Origin of the sequence: Neisseria macacae ATCC 33926, from assembly GCF_022749495.1 — a bacterium.
In the GTDB taxonomy this organism is placed as follows: domain Bacteria; phylum Pseudomonadota; class Gammaproteobacteria; order Burkholderiales; family Neisseriaceae; genus Neisseria; species Neisseria macacae.
Window position 1 is genome coordinate 1832671 of sequence record NZ_CP094241.1, and the last position, 21611, is coordinate 1854281.

Annotated in this window: 19 protein-coding genes, 1 pseudogene and 1 CRISPR repeat array; of the genes and pseudogenes, 10 read left to right on the forward strand and 10 right to left on the reverse strand. The window is 48.1% G+C overall.

What is annotated here, in order from left to right; genetic code table 11:
• Nucleotides 1-17 precede the first annotated feature (17 nt).
• From speD to MON40_RS08830, 3 genes are read right to left on the reverse strand one after another with little or no spacing between them, the layout of a single operon-like run.
• The gene (gene speD / locus MON40_RS08820; protein WP_003777791.1) at nt 18-401 is read right to left on the reverse strand and encodes an adenosylmethionine decarboxylase; all 384 of its coding nucleotides are present in this window, start codon (nt 399-401) and stop codon (nt 18-20) included.
• Nucleotides 398-544, reverse strand: coding sequence for a hypothetical protein (locus MON40_RS08825; RefSeq protein WP_003758673.1), 147 nt, complete (start codon nt 542-544; stop codon nt 398-400). The genes speD and MON40_RS08825 overlap by 4 nt, the downstream gene beginning before the upstream one ends.
• A gap of 1 nt (nt 545) precedes the next feature.
• A complete protein-coding gene (locus tag MON40_RS08830) occupies nt 546-2072 on the reverse strand; it encodes a DUF4178 domain-containing protein (RefSeq protein ID WP_003777790.1) in 1527 nt (508 codons plus the stop codon).
• 678 nt (nt 2073-2750) lie between these two features.
• On the opposite strand from MON40_RS08830, the gene MON40_RS08835 reads away from it, so the two are divergent.
• The 10 genes and pseudogenes from MON40_RS08835 to cas2 all read left to right on the forward strand — a co-directional run bounded on the left by MON40_RS08835 (nt 2751) and on the right by cas2 (nt 15675).
• Entirely contained in the window at nt 2751-5033 is a 2283-nt protein-coding gene (locus MON40_RS08835) for a CRISPR-associated helicase/endonuclease Cas3 (RefSeq protein ID WP_003777787.1), read from the forward strand.
• A gap of 177 nt (nt 5034-5210) precedes the next feature.
• Nucleotides 5211-6953: an ATP-dependent nuclease gene (locus MON40_RS08840; protein WP_003777784.1), complete on the forward strand. Its 1743-nt coding sequence runs from the start codon at nt 5211-5213 to the stop codon at nt 6951-6953.
• Complete coding sequence (locus MON40_RS08845) at nt 6953-8860, forward strand: ATP-dependent helicase (RefSeq protein ID WP_242925873.1); 1908 nt, start codon at nt 6953-6955, stop codon at nt 8858-8860. The genes MON40_RS08840 and MON40_RS08845 overlap by 1 nt, the downstream gene beginning before the upstream one ends.
• Nucleotides 8861-9073: 213 nt before the next feature.
• On the forward strand, nt 9074-9751 hold the full coding sequence (gene cas5c / locus MON40_RS08850; RefSeq protein ID WP_003777778.1) for a type I-C CRISPR-associated protein Cas5c: 678 nt from the start codon (nt 9074-9076) through the stop codon (nt 9749-9751).
• Nucleotides 9748-11532, forward strand: coding sequence for a type I-C CRISPR-associated protein Cas8c/Csd1 (gene cas8c, locus MON40_RS08855; RefSeq protein ID WP_003777776.1), 1785 nt, complete (start codon nt 9748-9750; stop codon nt 11530-11532). The genes cas5c and cas8c overlap by 4 nt, the downstream gene beginning before the upstream one ends.
• An 11-nt stretch (nt 11533-11543) precedes the next feature.
• On the forward strand, nt 11544-12410 hold the full coding sequence (gene cas7c, locus MON40_RS08860; protein WP_003777774.1) for a type I-C CRISPR-associated protein Cas7/Csd2: 867 nt from the start codon (nt 11544-11546) through the stop codon (nt 12408-12410).
• A gap of 15 nt (nt 12411-12425) precedes the next feature.
• Complete coding sequence (gene cas4 / locus MON40_RS08865) at nt 12426-13076, forward strand: CRISPR-associated protein Cas4 (RefSeq protein WP_003777772.1); 651 nt, start codon at nt 12426-12428, stop codon at nt 13074-13076.
• Between the two features lie 19 nt (nt 13077-13095).
• Entirely contained in the window at nt 13096-14211 is a 1116-nt protein-coding gene (locus MON40_RS08870) for a Shedu immune nuclease family protein (RefSeq protein WP_242925874.1), read from the forward strand.
• Between the two features lie 92 nt (nt 14212-14303).
• Nucleotides 14304-15307 (forward strand): annotated as a pseudogene (cas1c, locus tag MON40_RS08875) (type I-C CRISPR-associated endonuclease Cas1c).
• A 74-nt stretch (nt 15308-15381) separates the two neighbouring features.
• Nucleotides 15382-15675, forward strand: a complete 294-nt coding sequence (cas2, locus tag MON40_RS08880) for a CRISPR-associated endonuclease Cas2 (protein WP_003685729.1) — start codon at nt 15382-15384, stop codon at nt 15673-15675.
• 189 nt (nt 15676-15864) lie between these two features.
• Nucleotides 15865-16291: a CRISPR direct-repeat array (repeat unit 33 nt; unit sequence CAGCCGCCTTTAGGCGGCTGTGTGTTGAAACAG).
• Between the two features lie 143 nt (nt 16292-16434).
• Here the strand turns inward: cas2 and MON40_RS08885 are convergent.
• From MON40_RS08885 to MON40_RS08915, 7 genes are all read right to left on the reverse strand, one after another.
• The gene (locus MON40_RS08885; RefSeq protein ID WP_242925875.1) at nt 16435-17331 is read right to left on the reverse strand and encodes an IS3 family transposase; all 897 of its coding nucleotides are present in this window, start codon (nt 17329-17331) and stop codon (nt 16435-16437) included.
• A complete protein-coding gene (locus MON40_RS08890; RefSeq protein WP_003756443.1) occupies nt 17235-17585 on the reverse strand; it encodes a helix-turn-helix domain-containing protein in 351 nt (116 codons plus the stop codon). The genes MON40_RS08885 and MON40_RS08890 overlap by 97 nt, the downstream gene beginning before the upstream one ends.
• Before the next feature lie 161 nt (nt 17586-17746).
• Nucleotides 17747-18484: a bifunctional demethylmenaquinone methyltransferase/2-methoxy-6-polyprenyl-1,4-benzoquinol methylase UbiE gene (gene ubiE / locus MON40_RS08895; RefSeq protein ID WP_003760056.1), complete on the reverse strand. Its 738-nt coding sequence runs from the start codon at nt 18482-18484 to the stop codon at nt 17747-17749.
• A 438-nt stretch (nt 18485-18922) separates the two neighbouring features.
• Nucleotides 18923-19354 (reverse strand): gamma-butyrobetaine hydroxylase family protein, encoded by a 432-nt coding sequence (locus tag MON40_RS08900; protein ID WP_003777759.1) that lies wholly within the window; start codon nt 19352-19354, stop codon nt 18923-18925.
• A gap of 30 nt (nt 19355-19384) precedes the next feature.
• Entirely contained in the window at nt 19385-19642 is a 258-nt protein-coding gene (locus MON40_RS08905) for a cytochrome b6 (RefSeq protein ID WP_242925876.1), read from the reverse strand.
• A gap of 97 nt (nt 19643-19739) precedes the next feature.
• Nucleotides 19740-21029 (reverse strand): CAP domain-containing protein, encoded by a 1290-nt coding sequence (locus tag MON40_RS08910; RefSeq protein WP_242925877.1) that lies wholly within the window; start codon nt 21027-21029, stop codon nt 19740-19742.
• Nucleotides 21030-21325: 296 nt separating this feature from the next.
• Entirely contained in the window at nt 21326-21592 is a 267-nt protein-coding gene (locus tag MON40_RS08915) for a hypothetical protein (RefSeq protein WP_003760069.1), read from the reverse strand.
• Between the last annotated feature and the right edge of the window lie 19 nt (nt 21593-21611).

Below are 21611 nucleotides of genomic sequence, written 5' to 3' on the forward strand. Positions count from 1 at the left end.
GACGACCTTTACAGGTTTTATTGTTCTATTGGCGGCTGCGTATCGTCCAATATTCCTTCGCCACGTTGCGCAACCGTCCAAACTGCCCGTTCTGCCGCCAATTCCCTGCACAATACTTCCTTCACTTTTTCCAACTTCATGCCGCCGCAGATAAATGCGTCTATGGCGGCGAAGCGGTGTTCCGGCCAAGTGTGGATGCTGATGTGGGATTCGGCGAGCAGTAAGATGCCGGTAATGCCGCCTGCACCGCCGAAGGTGTGGAAACGCTTGGCGAGGATGGTGGCTTCTGCAGCTTGGGCAGCGGCTTTAAGGGCGGTTTTCAGACGACCTTCGTCTTTCAAGACAGCTTGATTACAGCCATATAAATCTAAAAGACCGTGATTGCCTGGGATATGGGTCATTTATGGCCTCCGGAGAAACCTCCGCCGCCGTAATAGCCGCCGGAGTGCATACGCGAGCCGTCGGAATCGGAAGAGCCGTAGCTGATGATCATGGAGATGACGATGATGATGGTGCTGAAAATGATGTAAGTAACTCTCGACATGTTAATCCTCGTCCTCGTCTTCTTTACCCATATTCCACAATATCCAGCTTCCTATAAAGATGGTGATAAATGCAACGGAATTGCCGTCGGTCAGCAGCGCAGGGAGGTTGACGACGACCAAGATGGCGATCATGACAAACCGTAATTGGTTATCGACCCCGTCTGCGTTCATTTTTGCCGTGTATCTGGGTGCTTCCGCCTGCAAACCGAAGGCGCCGGCAACTTTGCCGTAGGTGGTGCGCGTGCTTTTACTCCATGCCAGCTCGTGTTCGGTCAGCTCGGCACACAGTTTGCTGTTGCTGCCGACTTGGTAGTCGGTGTAATACGCCAAATCACCCGAACGGATATGCCAGTAAAACGCGCCGGCGGCGACTTCGACTTTGCCGCCGTAGGAATAAAGTTCATTACAACCTTGCGGTTTGCGGGCGCTGTTTAAACGCGGCCAGTTGTTTTGCGTTTCAGACTGGCTCCACTCGCCATCGGACGATTCAACCAACCACAAAAAGCCTTTTTGCGGATTGTAAAGCAGGTATTCGACCCACCAACCAACCGGCGTCAGTATCCGCCGTTTGCCTTCAAACATATATTCATAAGTCGCATCGGGATCCAGCTCGGAATACCTGACCGCACCCATCACAAAATAATCATTGTTATTCAGACGGCCCTGCGTGCCGATAGGCAGGGTAAACAGTTTACTCTGCGACACACGCATGGCATTGGCAGTAATCAACCGCGCTTTTTCCTTGCCGACTTCCAATTCGCTGCCGCAACTCGGGCAAATCAAAAAATCGGTGACACCGCTCAACCAATGGACGGACGACCCGCAATTCGGACAATTTTCCGAATGATGACTGCCTTTCAGACGACCGGCCGTTTCACGGATTTGGTCGTCGGTACGGGTATTCTGCAGTTTCAGTTCATTTAGGCCGACCATACTGCCGTAATAGATTTCGGGAGGATCATCGCCGTAATCTATCGTCAGAAAAAGACCTGAGCATCGCCAGTCTATGACTTTACTTGTCGTATCTTCAGTCAGCTTAAACGGCAATTCGCCCTGAGCCGCCGCTTTTCTGAGGCTGATTTCACGCTTATCCGACGGAACAAAGTTTTTATTTTGAAAATTAAAATTGCAACCGCCCGGCACGACATCGTGAAACTCCGGCACAACTTCAGGCGATTCAACCAAGCGCGTCATGGAATACAGGTCGCCGGATTCAGACAGCCAACCGGTTTGCCCGTCATCAAACAGCGCATACCATTCGTTCCACACACCGTCGTCGTATTGCACCTGAAGCCGTCCGACCAAGGTAAATGGGCGGGTAACGTATGTCCCTGTCGTGCCGATTTGCAGCGGGCTGAAATCTTCCAACAAAGCGGAATCGCGTCCGGAATCGACGATACTGTCATCCTGCCGCACCAGCATGCTGTTGCAGTAGCCGCACACCAGCGTAACGGCTGTCGCGGAATGCGCCTCAACAGGCGCGCCGCAGCTCGGGCAGTCGGTTTTGAAGAATGGGGTGTTTGACATGAATTTTCTTTTTCGGAATTTCAGACGACCTGGGGCAAACCAATACAGGCTTCAGCCGATGCTTAAAAATACTGGCAAATAAACATCTTGCCGCATTTTCCAAAACGCAAACAGCGTCCGCACTATCCGTATGCCGATGCAGACCTCAGCAAACAAGCAGTCGGCAGCAATATGATTGTATAGTAAAACAAAACGGCTTGGGTACGGAATCAGGCAAGCACAGCCGCATCCTACCGAATTTAACCCATCTATACGACAAAGGTCGTCTGAAAACCTGTCATCGTTTATCTGCATCATTCGAGCCATCACGCTATGTTTGATTTGTCCTATTCGCTCACAAATAGTCAAATTAATATTTTTATTTATTACAAATACTGTATTATGTTCGGGTAATTGTAACAAATAAAACAATAACATCATAAATTCCCAATTATCTACAATATTTTCCCCGTCATTCAGACGACCTCATTCCACAGATTTTCGATTTTTCAACACCTCAAACCATTTTGTATGGCTTGTTCGTTAAATTTTGCGCGTTTTAAATTTGGAGAATCGATGTGAGTTTCGACTGCATCGCCCATATCCGTAAAACAAACGGACTCCCACAGCCTGTCTTTGCAAAGACAGATGGCAGAAAACAGAAATAGCCCAGCTGTGAAAATACCCAAGGGGATTTAGATGACGACTTACTACGCTCATTCCGCGCAAGATGAATTCGGAAATCTCTTGCCTTACGAACACTGGCAAACCTTACAAAGCCATTCGGTCAATGTTGGTGAAATGGCGGCGGAGTTTGCTCGGGTATTTGGTGCGCAGGAAATTGCCTGCCAGACGGGACAGCTTCATGACTTAGGGAAATATTCGGAAGCCTTTAACCGCCGATTGCATGGTGGCCCCTCAGTCGATCATGCCACTGCCGGAGCCAAAATTTCTGTCGAGCGTTGGGGAAGTGTTATTGGCAAGCTGATGGCGTTTTGCATTGCGGGGCACCATGCGGGTTTGGCAAATGGGGGTGGCGAAGGTGATAACCGCCGTACGTTAAAGCAGCGTTTAGCGTTACAATTTGGCGCAGATATTCCCGCTCTTGATAACCTGTGGCAACAAGAAATCAAGCTCCCGGAAACCCTGTCCGCACCGCCACTCAAAGCCGACGCGCATCATCCTTTTTTCTCCTACGCCTTCTTTACTCGAATGCTTTATTCCTGTTTGGTGGATGCTGATTATCTCGACACCGAAGCCTTTTATTCAAACCTAGAAAACAAAGCTGTCGAGCGCGGCGGCTATCCCAAGTTAAACGCCTTGCAACACAATTTCAATCAATTTATCAACGCTTTCAGACGACGTATCGCCCAAGCTCCAGAGCAAACCGAAGCCGAAAAACGCAATGCCGCCTTAAACCGCCTGCGTGGTGAAATCCTCGATCATGCCGTAGAACAAGCGGCACAACCGCAAGGGCTGTTCACGCTCACCGTGCCGACCGGCGGCGGAAAAACTTTCACTTCCATGGCATTTGCGCTGGAACACGCCAAACGGCACGGTATGCGACGCGTGATTTACGTCATCCCGTTCACCAGCATCATCGAACAAAATGCCGCCGAATTTCGCAAAGCCTTTGGCGAATTGGGCGAACAAGCCGTGTTGGAACACCACAGCACCTTCGACGACGGCAAACTGCAAAATGAGGCCACCAAAGACAAATTGCGCCTTGCCTCGGAAAACTGGGATGCGCCGATTGTCGTGACCACCGCCGTGCAATTCTTCGAATCCCTCTTTGCCGACCGCTCCTCGCGCTGCCGCAAGCTGCACAACATCGCAGGCTCCGTCATCATTCTCGACGAAGCGCAAATGCTGCCGCTCAATCTGTTGCTGCCCATTATGCAAGCCATCAAAGAATTGGCGCAAAACTACCGCTGCAGCGTCGTCATGTGCACCGCTACCCAGCCAGCCGTACAAGCCGAAAACGGCTTCTATCGCGGCTTTGAAAACGTGCGCGAAATAGCCCCAAAACCGACCGCACTTTTCGACAAACTGCGCCGCACTACCGTGCAACACATCGGCACGCAAACCGACGCCGACCTGCTCGCCAAACTTGCCGAACACCCGCAAATGCTCGTTATCGTCAATAACCGCCGCCACGCCCGCAGCCTGTACGACCAAGCCAAACACCTTGAGGGCACATTCCACCTGACCACCTTAATGTGCGCCAAACACCGCAGCCAAAAGCTAGATGAAATCCGAGGTCGTCTGAAAAAGAGCGAACCCTGCCGCGTTATTGCCACCTCCCTAATTGAAGCAGGTGTGGATGTGGATTTTCCGCTGGTGATGCGCGCCGAAGCAGGTTTAGACAGCGTTGCCCAAGCCGCAGGACGCTGCAACCGCGAAGGCAAAAGGCTACCTGAAAACAGCTTTGTATGGATATTCGCACCCGAAGAACAATGGAAAGCCCCGCCCGAACTTGCCGCCCAAGCCGCCGTTATGCGCCTGACCGCCGACAGCTTTTCAGACGACCTCTTATCTACCCAAGCCGTCGCCGCCTATTTCAAAGACCTTTACGACCTAAAAGGCAAAGAACTGGACTACAAACAAATCCTACAAATGCACCGCAACGCCGGGCAAAGCCTCGATTTCCCATTCCAAACCATCGCCAACAAGTTCCGCATGATTGAAAGCCATATGCAGCCGCTGATTATTCCGTTCGATGTTGATGCCGAAAACCTCATTAGCAGCCTGCACCATGCCGACCACATCGGCGGACTCTTACGCAAACTGCAACCCTATACCGTCCAAATCCCCGAAAAAGCCCTCGCCGCCTTGTATAAAGCAGGGCGTATCGAATCGATTAACGAAAAAAACTTTGGCAAACAGTTTTATACGCTGATTGGACTGGATTTGTATGATGAAGTGGCAGGGTTGAGTTGGGAGGATTTGAACTTTTTTAGGGCAGAAGGATTGACCTTTTAATAAACTTTAATTAAATTATCTTCTATAGAAGAATTATATTCACACTAAAGGTGCCGAGTCAGCAATCTTAAATATAATTCTGAGCGGAAAATCAAAGTAACTGACTGTTCGATTAAATTGAGCAATTGGTAGAAATTTTGCAGTTTTAACCAGAAGAAAAGAGATGTTCTGGATTGAATGGGAAATGATGTAATGCTTTTAACTAAAATTCAAATTAGCAATTATCGTGGTATTAAGAATCTTGATCTTGATCTAGCACCAACAACAGTATTGATTGGGGAAAATAATTGTGGGAAAACCACAGTACTGCATGCGTTACGTGCCTGCCTACAGACATTAAAAAATTCAGGTCGTTCAACTCCTTTTGATGAATTTGATTTTCACTTTGATAGTCAGACAGCAGATCCTACAACAGCCCCAAAAATTGAAATTATATTAACTTTTGAAGAATCAAAGCCTGGCGAGTGGTCTGATAAAGTGGAACAAAAGCTAGGTGGTGATGGAGGAGTAATTTCTTTCATACCACCAGATGATAGAGGTCGTGTTCAATTGCGTGTGAATGCTGAATACTCTATGGCTACTCAGGATATTGATACTACTTTTGATTTCCTTGATGCAGCAGGTAATCCACTAAATACAAAGAATCGTAGTCGTTTAGGTAGCTTGCAACAGTTACGGCCGCTGTTCTATTTGTCTGCACTGCGTGATGCAGGTAGAGAGTTTTCTCGAACTTCACAGTTTTGGTCGCCCTTTGTCAAAAACTCCCAGATAGATGAGCCTACCAAGGCTGATATTGAAGAACAACTTGAAAAAATAAATGCCAAAATTATAGAAGCTCACGGCACCTTTAAAGATGTGCGTGAGCATTTGAACAAGGTACAGGAACTCGTCGCCCTAGGGAAGCAAGATGTGGTTAGTGTTGATGCAGTACCTGCAAGAATTTTCGATATACTCAATCGCACCCAAGTCAGTATCTCGTCAACTACAGGTGCGCGATTACCTATTGGCAGACATGGCGAAGGTACACAGAGTCTAACCGTTTTGATGCTCTTTGATGCTTTTTTAAAGTCTGAACTTGCTCGCAAGCAAGGTGTGCAGGAGTCTAAGCCCATTGTTGCGCTAGAGGAGCCTGAAGCTCACTTGCACCCAAATGCTGTGCGGGCACTATGGAAAACGATCAATGATATTGATGGACAGAAGTTGATTGCGACTCATTCAGGAGACCTTTTGTCGGAAGTTGATTTGACAGCAATCCGTCGAATTTACAAGTCTCGGGGATTGGTAAAGGTGGGAAGCATTGCCCCCGATTTATTAAATCCACGTGAGCAACGGAAATTTGATTTTCTGATACGCCGGGCACGTGGCGAACTATTTTTTGCGCGATGTTGGCTATTGGGAGAGGGTGAAACGGAAGCCATTTTATTTTCAGGTGTGGCGGAGGTGCTGGGGTTAGATCTTGCGCAGGAGGGAGTTCGCTGTATTGAATACCGATTAGGCGATATTGACTACTTTTTGAAAGCAGCCAATGCTCTCGGTATTTCTTGGCACTGCCTGACGGACGCCGATTCGCAAGGGCTTGTGGATGCAAGTAAAGCGCAAAATCGTATTCCGGATATGCCTAAACGCAAAGATCGTCACATATCTGTGTTGACCGGAGCATCATCAATAGAGCCGTATTTAGCTAATCATGGTTTTTTAGATGTTTACGAGAGTATTGCAGTGCCAGCAAAGAAGGCCGTGAAACTAACCGCTTCTCAAGGTGCCCCTGAATATGCAGACCAGATTATTCAGTGCATCCCGGACAAACCGAGTGCCGCTTATGCAGTAGTCGAGGCCATGCGTGAGCGTGGTGTAGGTTCAGTTCCAAAAGCACTAGCTGGAGCGGTCATGAAAGCAGTTGCGCTAGCAAGGAGACAGTGATGGATTACTTGAAAAAACTAAACCCTAATCAACTTGTTGCTGCTCAGTGGAATGAAGGGCCGATGCTTGTTCTAGCTGGGCCAGGGTCAGGCAAGACTGCAACATTAACCGCACGTGTTGCTCGACTGATTGAGCAAGGGAGAGATGAATCTTTCCGCATTCTATGTTTGACGTTTACACGCAAGGCTGCTGCGGAAATGCGGGAGCGCCTTTTGAGTCTGGTGCCTGATGCGAAAGAACGGGCATTGCTGACGACTTTCCATTCTTTTGCTACTGATATTCTACGTCAGCATGGTAGTCATTTTAATCTGAGCCCGGATTTTGAAATTTTGGAAGATGCTGAGCGTGTCGGCATTGTTAAATCAGTACTGGAGGGGGGGGAATTTACGAAATTTGTTTCAGCAGAAAAGGCGATGGCAGCAATAGATTTTCTGCTCAGAAATGTAGTGTCTGATGAACAAGTGCTCACGCTATTGAAAGACGAGGAAGCGGGAAGACAACTACAGTTACTTTTTGTCCAATACAAAGAGAGCTTGAAGCAGCAAAACTGCTTAGATTACGGGGCAATCCTTTATTTTTGCGAAGAGCTATTAAGAGCAAGACCGCGTGTCAGTAAACAGCTACGGACGGTGTATCGGTATATTTGCGTAGATGAGTTCCAAGATACCAATGTAGCACAGTTCAGAATACTTCTTGCTATTGCGCCAGATAAGAATTCCAATATTTTTATCGTTGGGGATGACGATCAAGTCATTTACCAATGGAATGGTGCCAGTCCAAAACGAGTGAAGGAGTTGGAGGAACACTACGATCTGACCACCATTCAGTTGCCAGAAAACTACCGATGCCCGTCTGAAGTAGTTGAATTGGCGAATTCACTCATCTTGCATAATAGTGAACGCTCACCGGATAAGAGGCCTTTACTTTCGATGAGGGTAGGCACTGATTCCAACCCAATCGAATTGCTTTCATTTGACGATGAGCAGCAGGAAGCCAATGGGGTCGCAGAGCATGTGGCTGCACGGTTGCGGAATAGCGTGCATCCATCAGACATTGTGATCTTGGCGCGTACCACCAAACTCTTGGAGCGAGTACAGCAGGCACTAAGCAAGCTGTCAATTGAAACTCACATACAGCGACGAAAATCTCAATTTGAAAGTGCACCATTTAGGTTTTTGGTGTCGGCATTGAAACTGGCGTTAGTTCGGTCTGACAAAGACTTAGCTGCGACAGTCACAAAAGCACTTTCCGACTGTGTAAAGCAAGAAATTAGCAGTGAGAATTTGGCTGAATTTTCGACTGTACTTAATGGAGATCAATTAGAAGCGCTTGGAGTGTTGGTTACTACTAGCAATGCGGTGCCACAAGAGCTGTGTCAAGCTGTTCAATCGCTTGTTCAGGGACAGTACGCCCAATTTGTTCAATTAACACTATCCTACTTTGATACTGTAGAGAAGGAGAGTGAAGACGACGGTAATGAGCAGTACGCCGAGTATGAGGCAGAGAGAGCTGTATGGCAGAAAATTCTTCGTGATGATATGGGTGGTGAGAATGATGCTTACTCATTGTCTTTGGGACAGTTCCTGCAAGAACTTGCGTTAGCAAACAAGACACCAGAGGCACCATCAAGCGCTGTGCGATGCTTGACGATTCACAGTTCAAAAGGCATGGAGTTCCAGCATGTGTATTTAGTCGGCATAGCTGAAGATCAACTGCCATCTTTTCAGAGTAAAAAAGCAGGCGATAACAGTCGGGAAATGCAGGAAGAACGTCGAAACTGCTTTGTAGCGATTACAAGAACGATGCAAACCCTGACATTGAGCTATAGTCAGAAGTACAACGGGTGGCATAAAGAGCCTTCAAGATTTTTGTTTGAAATGGGCTTGTTAGAACACAAGAATAACTAATAGGAGAGTAAAAATTTAGTGAAAAACAAAAAACTTGAACATACTAAGTAACAGGCATCTAACTTATATCGAACTACAGATAAATTTAGAGATAGGCCGTCTGAAAAAAAACTAGTGTATACGCAGCCTACGGGCTGTGTGGGTTGAAACTAAAGTAGATAGTTGAAAGTAAAAATCAGCCGCCTTCGGGCGGCTGTGTGTTAAGGAGTTTATATGGCAAATCAAATCCGCCTACACATTTGGGGCGATTATGCCTGTTTTACCCGTCCGGAGATGAAGGTGGAGCGGGTGTCTTATGATGTCATCACGCCGTCGGCGGCGCGCGGGATTTTGGCGGCGGTGCACTGGAAACCGGCGATTCGGTGGGTGATTGACCGCATTTATGTGTTGAAACCGATTCGGTTTGAGTCGGTGCGGCGCAATGAGTTGGGCGGCAAGATTTCGGCGGGTAAGGTCAGCGGCGCGATGAAGCGCAAGAGCGTTGCCGATTTATATACGCTGATTGAAGACGACCGCCAGCAGCGCGCGGCGACGGTGCTTAAAGATGTGGCTTATGTGATTGAAGCTCATGCGGTGCTGACGGCAAAAGCGGGGGCGGATGAGACCGTTACCAAGCATATTGAAATGTTCAAACGCCGTGCGAAAAAGGGGCAATGCTTTCAGCAGCCTTGTTTGGGCGTGCGTGAATTTCCTGCCGATTTTGCCTTGATTGACGAGGGTGAACCGCTGCCGCTGCCGGTATTATCGGAAAGCGAGGCAAACCGCGATTTGGGCTGGATGCTGCACGATATTGATTTTGACCACGGCAACACGCCGCATTTTTTCCGCGCACAAATGAAAGACGGCGTGATTGATGTGCCGCCGTTTTACGCCGAGGAGGTAAAAGCATGATTCTTGCGTCCCTTGCCCGCTATTACCGCCGTTTGGCAGCGGAAAACGATGAAATGGGCAACCCGAAAGTACCGCCTTATGGCTTTAGCGAGGAGAAAATCGGCTGGATTTTGGTATTGGATAAAGAAGGTCGTCTGAAAACCGTTGTGCCGAATCTGACCGCCGATAAAAAGCCGCAGCCGAAGCTGATGAGCGTGCCTCAATCTTTCAAACGCCCTGGTACTACACCCAAGCCATTTTTTCTGTGGGATAAAACTTCTTACGCGCTTGGCGTGGAAGCCAATAAAAACAAAGCCGAAGCCAAAGAAAAACCGTTTACGTCGTCTGAAAAAACTTTTGACGCCTTTAAGCAATACCATCTCGATTTACTGCAAAACAGCGAAGATGAAGGCTTGCAGGCCTTGTGCCGTTTTCTGCAAAACTGGCAGCCTGCACATTTCGCTGCCGAAAATCTGCCAGCTGAAATGCTCGATGCCAACATCGCATTTTCTCTTGAAAAACCGACCGCACTTATCCATAAACGCGAAGCCGCACAAACCTTGTGGGCGGGCTGCCTGAAAAGCGATGAAGCACTCGAGGGTTTGTGCCTGATTAGCGGCGACACCGCCCCGATTGCGCGGCTGCATCCGGCGATTAAAGGCGTGTTTGGCGGGCAAAGCTCCGGCGGTTCGATTATTTCGTTCAACAAAGAAGCCTTTGCTTCTTTTGGCAAGGAGCAAGGCGCAAATGCGCCCGTTTCCGAACAATCCGCCTTTGCCTACACCACCGCGCTGAACTATCTGTTGCGCCGCGAAAATAATCACTGTCTGACCATCGGCGATGCCAGCACGGTCTTTTGGGCGGAAGCGGATGATAGCGCAACGGCGCAGGCTGCCGAGGGCTTCTTCGCGCAAGTGTTCACGCCGCCGGATGATGAACAAGAAAGCGCCAAAGTTTTCAACGTATTGAAACAAATAAGTAACAAAGGCCGTCCGCTGCAAGAAATTGCACCCGAACTCTCTCCCAATACCCGTTTTTATATCTTAGGGCTTGCCCCCAATGCCGCACGGATTTCCGTTCGGTTTTGGCTGGATACCACGTTTGGGCAGTTGGCGGAAAATTTGGCGCAGCATTGGCAAGATTTAGCCCTTGAGCCTTGCGCATGGAAAACGCCGCCGTCTATTTGGCGACTCTTATTGCAAACTGCCGTATTGGGCAAAAGCGAAAATATCTCGCCCGTGTTGGCAGGTGAGATGACTCGCGCCGTGATTTGCGGCACGCAGTATCCCTTGAGTTTACTGTCGCAACTGATTACCCGAATCCGTGCCGACGGCGACGTGAACGGTCTGCGCGTGGCAATGATGAAAGCCGTATTAGAGCGGCGTTTTAGAAAAGGTTTTATCGAAGAAGGAGTTCCTATGAGTTTGAACAATGAAAGCCCGAATCGCGCCTATCTTTTAGGGCGGCTGTTTGCCGTGTTAGAGCGCATTCAATATCAGGCGTTGGGCGAATTAAATGCCGGCATCGCCGACCGCTATTACGGCTCTGCATCCGCCGTGCCGTTTTCGGTTTTTCCGCGCCTTTTGTCGGGTGCAAAACACCATTTGTCGCGCTTGCGTAAAGACAAAGCCGGCATGGCGGTGAATTTGGATAAAGATTTGGGCGAAATCATTGCTAAACTGCCCGAAACCTTTCCGCGCCATTTGAGCATTGACGAGCAAGGCCGCTTTGCCATCGGCTATTACCATCAAAAACAAAGCTATTTTGCTAAAAAAGAAACCGCTGAAACCATTGAAAACTAAGGAGCCAGAAAATGTCTGCCATTCAAAACCGCTATGAATTTGTTTACTTTTTTGACGTAACCAACGGCAACCCCAACGGCGACCCCGATGCGGGCAATATGCCGCGTCTTGACCCCGAATCCAGTAAAGGCTTGGTAACCGATGTCTGCCTGAAACGCAAAATTCGTAATTTTGTCGAAATCAGCAGTGAAAACGAAGCCGGTTACGAAATCTACGTCAAAGAAAAGAGCGTGTTAAACCTGCAAAACAAACGCGCTTATGAAGCACTTGGCATTGAATCTGAGGCCAAAAAATTGCCAAAAGACGAAGCCAAAGCCCGCGACATTACCGCCTGGATGTGCAAAAACTTCTTCGATATCCGCACTTTTGGTGCCGTGATGACCACCGAAGTCAACAGCGGACAGGTGCGCGGCCCGGTACAACTGGCGTTTGCCCAATCCATCGACCCGATTGTGCCGCTGGAAGTTTCCATCACCCGCATGGCGGTAACCAACGAAAAAGACTTGGAAAAAGAACGCACTATGGGGCGCAAATACATCGTTCCTTACGCGCTTTACCGCGTGCATGGCTTTATCTCCGCCAACCTTGCCGCCAAAACCGGTTTTTCAGACGATGACTTAGCCAAGCTCTGGCAAGCACTGACGTTGATGTTTGAACACGACCGCTCTGCCGCCCGTGGCGAAATGGCGGCGCGCAAATTGATTGTTTTCAAACACGACAGCGCGCTCGGCAGCCAGCCTGCACATAAATTGTTTGATGCCGTGAAAGTTGAACGCGTAAACGGCGAATCAGGTACGCCCGCAAGCGGTTTTGGCGATTACAACATCAGCGTGGTTTCAGACGGCCTGAATGGCGTAAGCGTGGAAGAGTTACTTTAAAAAACACTTGAAAAGATGACCGCACTTTCAACCGAAACCCAAAGGGAAAATCAGGACACGCGCTTGATTCCCCTTTCCGCCCTGCAACATTACGCCTTCTGCCCGCGCCAATGTGCATTGATTCACAACGAGCAGGCGTGGGCGGAGAACTATTTGACCGCGCAGGGCAAGGCGCTGCATGAGCGAGTGGATTCGGGCGAGCCCGAAACGCGTAAGGGCGTGCGTTTTGAGCGGACGGTGCATGTGTCGGCGGAGAAACTGGGCATTAGCGGCGTGTTGGATTTGGTGGAAGTGGACACGAAAACAGGCAGCCTGAAACCTGTGGAATACAAACGCGGCAAGCCCAAACCTGACTCGATGGACGAAATCCAGCTCTGCGCCCAAGGCTTGTGCTTGGAAGAAATGACGGGGCAAACCGTCTCTGAGGGTGCGCTGTGGTATATGAAGATCCGCCACCGCGTCCCCGTCGTGTTTTCAGACGACCTGCGCGCCCAAACACTCGCCACCATCGCCGCCGTGCGCGAACTCTTAAACAGCGGACAAACTCCGCCGCCTGACTACGGTAAACGCTGCAAAGCCTGCTCGCTGGTGGAAATTTGCCAGCCGGAGCTGCTGGGGAAATGGGATAGGAGTGTGGGGTATGTGGAGAAGTTGTTTGGGGAATAAAAAATAGGAGATTCATATTATGAAGATATTAGATTTTGTTTTTGATTTTGGTAAACCATCATTTAATGGAACTGGAGGCTTATGTCGAGTACGTACATACGTAACGAAAGACAGTAAACCCGTTACTTTTTTAACTGAATTGGATAAAAATGATGGCCAATCTGTTACGAATGCTGTTGAATTTATTATCGATAAACTAATTTTAGATAGAGGATTTAATGAGCATGTTTTTATAGAACATTATGAACGAGATAACGATATATTGTTTCATGATACCTTTGATATGGTATTTATTGAAAATAAGAAACCCAAGTGGAATCAGTTGAGTAAAATTGAAGTTGAAAACCTTATTGGTAATGATGATTTTACTGACTTAAAAAATGATAGATCATCGAAAAATGAAAGAATATTAAAGCAAGCTGATAGCATTAGATTCAAAAGAAATCCGTGGATTGATTCGCCATATCAAAAGAGTAACTCTTTTATTCAAAGAAAGTTATCAATTGAAAAACAAATGAAATCTAAAAATGATCTTATCAAATTAATTGAAAGTAAATGTATAGAGCAAGATCTTCTAGCTTTTCTAAAGCAAGATTTATCATTTTTTGGAGAGGTATATTCTAATCCTGAAGATGAATATATTGTATTTTCCGAGTTTCCAATTGAAAATGGTTCAAAAGATAAAAATGGTTCTATAGATTTTGTTGTATTTACAGGTCGGAGTCGAATGGATGTAATATTAATTGAAATAAAAGGAGCGAATTTCAATTTATTTAATCAAAATGGATATTGCCAACCTCACGCAGATATTTCGAAAGCTCACCAGCAAATACGAGACAGATTACACGTAGCCTATTACGAGAACATGTCTAGTTTCAGAAAGCAATGTCATATTTTTAGAAATGAAGCTGAAAATGGAAAATCCTCATTTAAAAATTACTTAGTGGGGGCGGAAGGAAAACTACAAGTAGATCCAAATAAAGAAATTAAAATTCGAACAGTAATTATTGGAGGTAGAACACAAGATGACCAAAAAGAAAGTTTGGAAAGGCATAAGTTTGAAAGATCACACACTATACCTATTACTTTAGAATCTTGGGATACATGGATTAGAAAATTGAAACGAGAAAACTAAATTTGAAATTATTGCAGTGATTAGCTACCAATAATTTTCAGGCAGTCCAACTATCACACTTAAAAGTGCGTTCAAAACCCAAGGAGTTTCCCATGCGCAAACTGCAAAACACGCTCTACATCACCACCCAAGGCAGTTATTTGCACAAAGAGCGGGAGACGCTGGTGGTGGAGCAGGAGCGTAAGAAGGTAGCGCAGTTGCCGGTGCATTCCATCGGGCATATTTTCTGTTTCGGGAATGTGCTGGTGTCGCCGTTTTTGTTGGGGTTTTGCGGTGAAAATAATGTGAATTTGGCGTTTTTTACCGAAAACGGACGTTTCTTGGGGCGGCTTCAGGGGCGGCAGAGCGGCAATGTGCTGCTGCGTCGGGCGCAGTATCGGGTGTCGGAGCAAAATCCCGTGCCGATTGCGCGCAATATCATCGCGGCGAAGATTCAGGCGAGTAAGCGGGTGCTTCAGCGGCAGATTCGTAATTATGGCGAAAATGCGGCGATTCAAAGTGCGGTCAATGCTTTGAATATTTCGCTGCGGCAGTTGAAGGGCGCGGCGGAGCTGGACGTGGTACGCGGCATTGAGGGCGATGCGGCGGCGCATTATTTTGGCGTATTCGGGCAGCTTTTGAGCGAAAAAAGCGGCTTTTCTTTTGACGGGCGCAACCGCCGTCCGCCCAGAGACGGGGTGAACGCGCTACTGTCGTTTGTGTACAGCATCTTGGGCAAGGACATTAGCGGCGCGCTGCAAGGCGTGGGGCTCGGTCCTCAGGTGGGCTTTCTGCACGCCGACCGACCGGGGCGCGACAGTTTGGCGCAAGATATTTTGGAAGAATTCCGCGCATGGTGGGTGCTTTCCTTGATTAACCGCGGGCAAATCAAACCGCAGGATCTTGTTACCGAGGCAAGCGGTGCGGTAAACCTGAAAGCCGAGGCGCGTAAGCTGTTGTTCCAAGCTTTGCAGGCGAAAAAGCAGGAAAAAATCGTTCATCCGTTTTTTGGGGAGGAAGTGGAAATCGGGCTGTTGCCGTATATATTCAGGCAATGCTGTTAGCACGCCATTTGCGCGGGGATTTAGCGGGATATCCGCCATTTTTGATGAGATAGGTTTGCAGGCTGCCTGAAAACAGGTCGGACGTTTTCAGACGACCTCTAAAGCAGCCTGCACATGGGAATATAAAATGCTGATGCTGATTACTTACGATATTTCGCTGGAGGACGCGGAAGGACAGGCAAGACTGCGGCGCGTGGCGAAATTGTGTTTGGACTATGGCGTGCGTGTGCAGTATTCAGTGTTCGAATGCGACATCGCGCCCGACCAGTGGGTTGTTTTAAAAGACAAACTCTTGAAAACCTACAACCCCGAAACCGACAGCCTGCGCTTTTACCATCTGGGCAGCAAATGGCGGCGCAAAGTGGAACACCACGGCGCGAAGCCAGCGGTGGATGTGTTCAAGGATACGTTGATTGTGTGAATCGCCAACCTACAGTTCTCATGAAAATGCTGCAAGGTTGGCGAACTGGGATTGTTCTTTAACAATCAGGATATTGTGAATGCGGGTGTAACAGAAAAGGCTGTGTTATACTCGCGTTCACGCTTTTCTTAGGAGCTTAGCGAAATCAGGGCTGCGAAACCTGATGGAGCAAGGCTTTTGAGAGAGGCTCAGCCGCCTTTAGGCGGCTGTGTGTTGAAACAGCCGACCGTTATCTTGAATGGGTTAAGAAACAGCAGCCGCCTTTAGGCGGCTGTGTGTTGAAACAGGGATAAAGGCAACGAATCCCAATGCATCAAAACCAGCCGCCTTTAGGCGGCTGTGTGTTGAAACAGGGATAAAGGCAACGAATCCCAATGCATCAAAACCAGCCGCCTTTAGGCGGCTGTGTGTTGAAACCTGCGTACTCTTACACCATCAAGGGCGCGCCGCCCAGCCGCCTTTAGGCGGCTGTATGTTGAAACAACGGACAAATCGAAGGCAAGAATTTCGACTATTCCAGCCGCCTTTAGGCGGCTGTGTGTTGAAACATCGGCTCAGTCGCAGAACCGCGCATATCTGGATTCATCCGCCTTCGGGCGGCTGTGTGTTGAAACGGGCGGTAAAGTGAAGTCATGCCGCCGTCTGTTTGCCAGCCGCCTTCAGGCAGCTATATATCAGTACAACTCAGAGATTTCTTACAACAAAGGTCGTCTGAAAACTGAACTGGCCCCCAAATCTTGGACGCTCATAAAAGCCTATTCAGGCGCTCTGTGCAAGCTGGGTTCTGTATGCGACAGGACTCAGCTTTTTCAATTTCAAACTGCAACGCTCCCGGTTGTAGTAATCCATATAGTCATCTATCTGCTTCATCAATTCATCTACCGTCAATTCACCTGCGTTATAGAAACACTCCGTCTTCAACACCGCAAAGAAGCTTTCCATCGGCGCATTGTCCCAACAGTTCGCCTTTCGCGACATGCTTTGAACCATGGAATGCTCCGCAAGCAATTCCCTATACCCCGCCGTACGGTACAGCACACCTTGGTCCGAATGAAGCATCGTTCCTTTATCAGTCAGACGGGGGGCGGCTTTTTCGAGCATTTCCTTCACCATTTCGCTGTCGGCTCTGCGGCTCATGGCGTAGGCGACGATCTCGCGGTTGAACAAGTCCAAGATTGGCGAGAGGTACAGTTTGCCGTCCTTTCCTTTGAGTTCGGTAACGTCGGTCAGCCATTTTTCGTTGGGCTTTTCAGCTTTGAATAGGCGTTTGAGGAGGTGCTCCGATATCTCGCCCATGGCGGGATGGCGGTAGGCTTTTTTCGCCCGTATGAGGGCTTTCAGTTCCAACTGCTTCATCAACCGCGCCACTTTTTTGCGGTTCCAATCTAATGCGGCGGCAATGCGCCTTTGTCCGTAGCGTCCTTTATGCCGCCGGTAGGTTTCGACAAGGAGTGCTTTGTCGGCTGCGTCGGGATCGGGTCGGTCTTGGTGATGGTAGTAAAAGCTGCTTTTGGGCAGGTTTGCGATGTGCAGCAGGTATTTGAGCGGGTGTTGCGCCCTCAGTGTTTGGACGGTTTGGCTTTGTCCTTTTCGGTCTGTTTTTGGCTGAGGGCTTTTAACTCCTTTAGGTAGGCGACCTCTGCGCGCATATAGCACAACTCTTCGATAAGCTCTGCCTGCGTTTTTTCTTGGTCGGGTTTGTCGGCGATGAAGGGGTTTTTGCGGTGTTGGGGCATGGTTTTGGATTGGGGATGTTCGAGTGCGCCGATACCGCCTTCTTGATAGGCGCGTATCCATCGTCTCAGGTGGGTTCGGGAAATGCCGTAGTGGTCTGCGGTACGCTGTTGGCTGCGTATATGCAGGTAGTGGAGTACGGCTTGGTATTTGAAGTGTAATGTATATTTGCTCATAAAAAAACTGCACCTTGTGAGTTGGAGGGGATGTCCAACTTTTGGGGTGCAGTTCAAACTTATCAATCGGTTTTCAGACGACCTTTTTCAGCCATCAAAATAAGCCCGATACTTTGGAATAGGCTATGGGCATCAGACAGATAGGTCAGCCGATTCGGGCATCAGAATTTCACACCTTTATGTAAGGCTACGATGCCTGCGCTCATATTATGGTAATCAACGCTGTCGAAACCGGCATCCAGCATCATTTGTTTCAATGTTTCCTGATCGGGGTGCATGCGGATGGATTCTGCCAGATATTGATAGCTGTCTGCGTCTTTGGCAATGAGTTTGCCCATGACCGGCAGCAGTTTGAAGGAATACAAATCGTATGCGCCTTCCAGTGGTTTGTAGACTTTGGAAAATTCCAACACCAAGAGCGTTCCGCCCGGTTTGAGCACACGGTACATTTCTTTGAGCGCGGCATCTTTGTGGGTCATGTTGCGCAAACCGAAAGCAACGGAAACCAAGTTGAAATAGTTGTCGGGAAACGGCAATTTTTCGGCATCGGCCAGCGATACGGGCAGAATCAAACCTTCATTCAGCAGTCTGTCTCTGCCCACTGTCAGCATGGATGAGTTGATGTCGGTCAGCCACACTTCGCCCTCTTTGCCCACACGCTTGGCCCAGCCGCGCGACAGGTCGCCGGTACCGCCGGCGATATCCAGCACTTTATCGCCCTTTTTCAGACGGGCGGTATTGATGGTGAAATGTTTCCAAACGCGGTGCAGGCCGGCAGACATGACATCGTTCATGATGTCGTAGTTTTTGGCTACGGAATGGAACACTTCGGCCACTTTACCTGCCTTTTCTTCTTCGTTTACGGTAGTGAAACCGAAATGGGTTTTGTGGTCGCTCATAGAGGTGCTTTCCTAAAATAATCTGAAATCAATATGGTTCAAACGGTATTTCGATTTTCAGACGACCTTGCTCTAGGGGTCGTCTGAAAGTTTAATCATTGAGAGGCAAACCTGTCTTTCAATTTGTTCATGGCTATGCCGAATGCTGAAATTTCATCTCTGAAGGTGATGGTGTTTTTATCATCATTCACGATATGCTTTTTGCGGACCGGCTTAGCGTAGTCTATCAAATGGATGGCTAAATAATCTTTTTTATTCAGGTAACAACGCAACTCGCCCGTGCAGTGGCATTGTACCCTCAAGACCGTATCTTTCCAGCCGATTCTGTTTGACATCAGACAGGCTGATATATTTTTTCAAGCGAGGAACAGAGCTGCTTTGCCGACATCCTGCTGTCCGTCACAATGCCGCTTCAAAAAGAACAAACACGCTCAGTAATCAATGATGCCCGCCACAACCGCCGCTGCCGCAGGAATGCTTTTTACCGGCAATAAGGTCGGCGGCACTCGGTATTCTGGAAGCTCCGGCTTCTTTTAACCTGCGGAGATAATCCTGCCAAAGCACATCATAATCGTAAGCCAATTTGTAAAGATAAGCCCAGTCATACAAACCGCTATTATGACCGTCTGAAAAAGTAATTTTGAGCGCATACTGACCGACAGGGTCTAAATCAGAAATCGTGACTTCTGCTTTACCCGTCTGCAAGACATCTTGTCCCGCGCCATGTCCGCGCACTTCGGCGCTTGGAGAATAAACGCGGAGAAATTCGGCAGGAAGGGTTTTGCGTTCGCCGCGATAAACCAAAACCAAAGCCGATCGGTCATGTTGCAAACGGATTTCTTCAGGAATGTTGTTATCAACTTGGTTCATGTCATACCCCCATTTTCTTTCGCAGCACCGCTACCCGGATTGAAAAACGCCGCCCAAAAACGCAAACAGCAAGATTAAAATGAGCGAAAAACGGATCAGCGCAATCCGCATCGACATATCCAAGCCCAAATCAAACACTGCCAAAACCACATATATCAGGAAAGAAAGCATCATCAGTCCGATACAGATAAAGGCATAACGCGTATGGGCGGCAATTTTCGGATGGCGGATCATTGTTTGAGAAACAAGAAATAAAATTTCCGCTATTCTAACAGTTTTACGGTTCACCCAAACAATAAAGTATCTTGCCCTACCCTGCTTTGTCTTGTTGCGTATGAAAGAAGGTCGTCTGAAAACCTGTTTGTGTTTCAGACGACCTTGATTGCTATTGCCAGATATAAAGTAAGACCGCCTTATCATTTTCTTCTTTCGGCGTTAACCGGACATCATCGCCTTTGTCTCCGGTAACCCGTACCACCATACCGCCGATCTGACGCTCCATGACTTCGAGTTTCGCTTTGCCACGTTGGCGGTAAACATACTCCTCGCATTCCCGCTGACACCAAAAATCCTTCCAATGAATGAAATATTTCTTACCCGATTCAACTGCCAATTTTTCTCCGCCTTTAACGATAAAGTAAGGATAATCAGGCTTTTTCGTTCGGAAAGTCCATTCGGCTTTTTCAGATTTGCCATTGCGCTCATACTCGAATACGGCACGATACGCGGTATCGTATTCCAAAGGCAATAAAGGAAATAAGGCAAATTGACGATCAGAAAACGTTTGATTCGGATCATTGCTTGCCGTCAACACCTTGACCTTCTCTATCTCGGATTTGCCCTGATAAAGCTTGAACGACCGCATTTTGATTTTTCCGGCAGATTCCGAAAAAGCGATACTGACCGGATTGCCGGTAAATTCGTGTCCCGGCATGGGATCGGGGCGTTCGCCGTGAAAATCCGGCATGGCAAAATCACCTTGCGGATAAACGACATATAAGAACTCGCGTTGCGCCTTGACTTCGTCCGCATAAACAATGGCATTGTTGTTGCAGGCATTTTGATAATAACGCCGCCCCGGTTCAGGATAAACCCTGCCTAAACCGCAATAAAAATTAAACTGATGATTTCCCTGATTGATGGCAACCGATATCCGCCCATCACGATGCTCAAATGCCGCACCGGCTTCATCAATGCCTTGTTCCAACAGAGAGAAGCGGTGATAAATAGCGGTCATCAAACCGTCAATCTGCTGCTGAACCGGCAAATTGGTATCCATATCTTCAGGATACGGATAAAAACCGGTGGTGATATTTTCATGTACGCCATCATAAAGATAACCGACCTTGCGGGCGCGTTCATTCGGGCGGTAACCGGTAAAAAACGGATTGCTGCGATGACGTTCGTCATGACCGTCTTCGGGGTTCTGCAACAAATAACGCGCATGATTGCGGGCGGACTTTTCTAAAACCGACGAATACGCCAAAGTCGGCAGCCCCGCGCCTGCACGCAAAAAATTCAGGTAAGCCAATCCGCCGAATGAAGACACGGAAGACCTGTCATGCGGCGACTCAGCATGAATCAGTTCGTCCTGAGAAATTCTATGGTTTTGCTGATAATAAAAAAAACCGAAAGCCGCAGCCAACAGCGCAAGCCAGAAAATGAGATTTTTCATATTGTTATAAATAGATAGTGGATTAAATTTAAATCAGGATAAGGCGACGAAGCCGCAGACAGTACAGATAGTACGGAACCGATTCACTTGGTGCTTCAGCACCTTAGAGAATCGTTCTCTTTGAGCTAAGGCGAGGCAACGCCGTACTGGTTTAAAGTTAATCCACTATAAGTAAGAAGACGGCTAAAGATATGCCCATTTCATTGCCAATCCCGAATCATACAGGATAAAGGTCGTCTGAAAAACCAAAACCCCGACTACAAACCATGTAATCGGGGTCGGCATTAAAAAAAGACTTAGTATTGGTATTGATTCTGCTCAGGATATTGGTTCTGCGCCGGGTAGGGATATTGATTCTGTCCGGACATTTGAGGCTGTACTTGTTGGCGGTTGTCGATTCTGCTGCCGGTACGTTCCAATGCCTGACCTGCCTTACCGATACCGTGTCCAATACCGCTGACAGAACGCCCGATAATGCGTGAACCATCTTCCCGAACGCCGTTCCAAGTATTGTGACAGCCTGCCAAAGTCAATAAAACCAGTGCAACAGATAATGCTTTCATGATGTGCTCCTATCGTTAG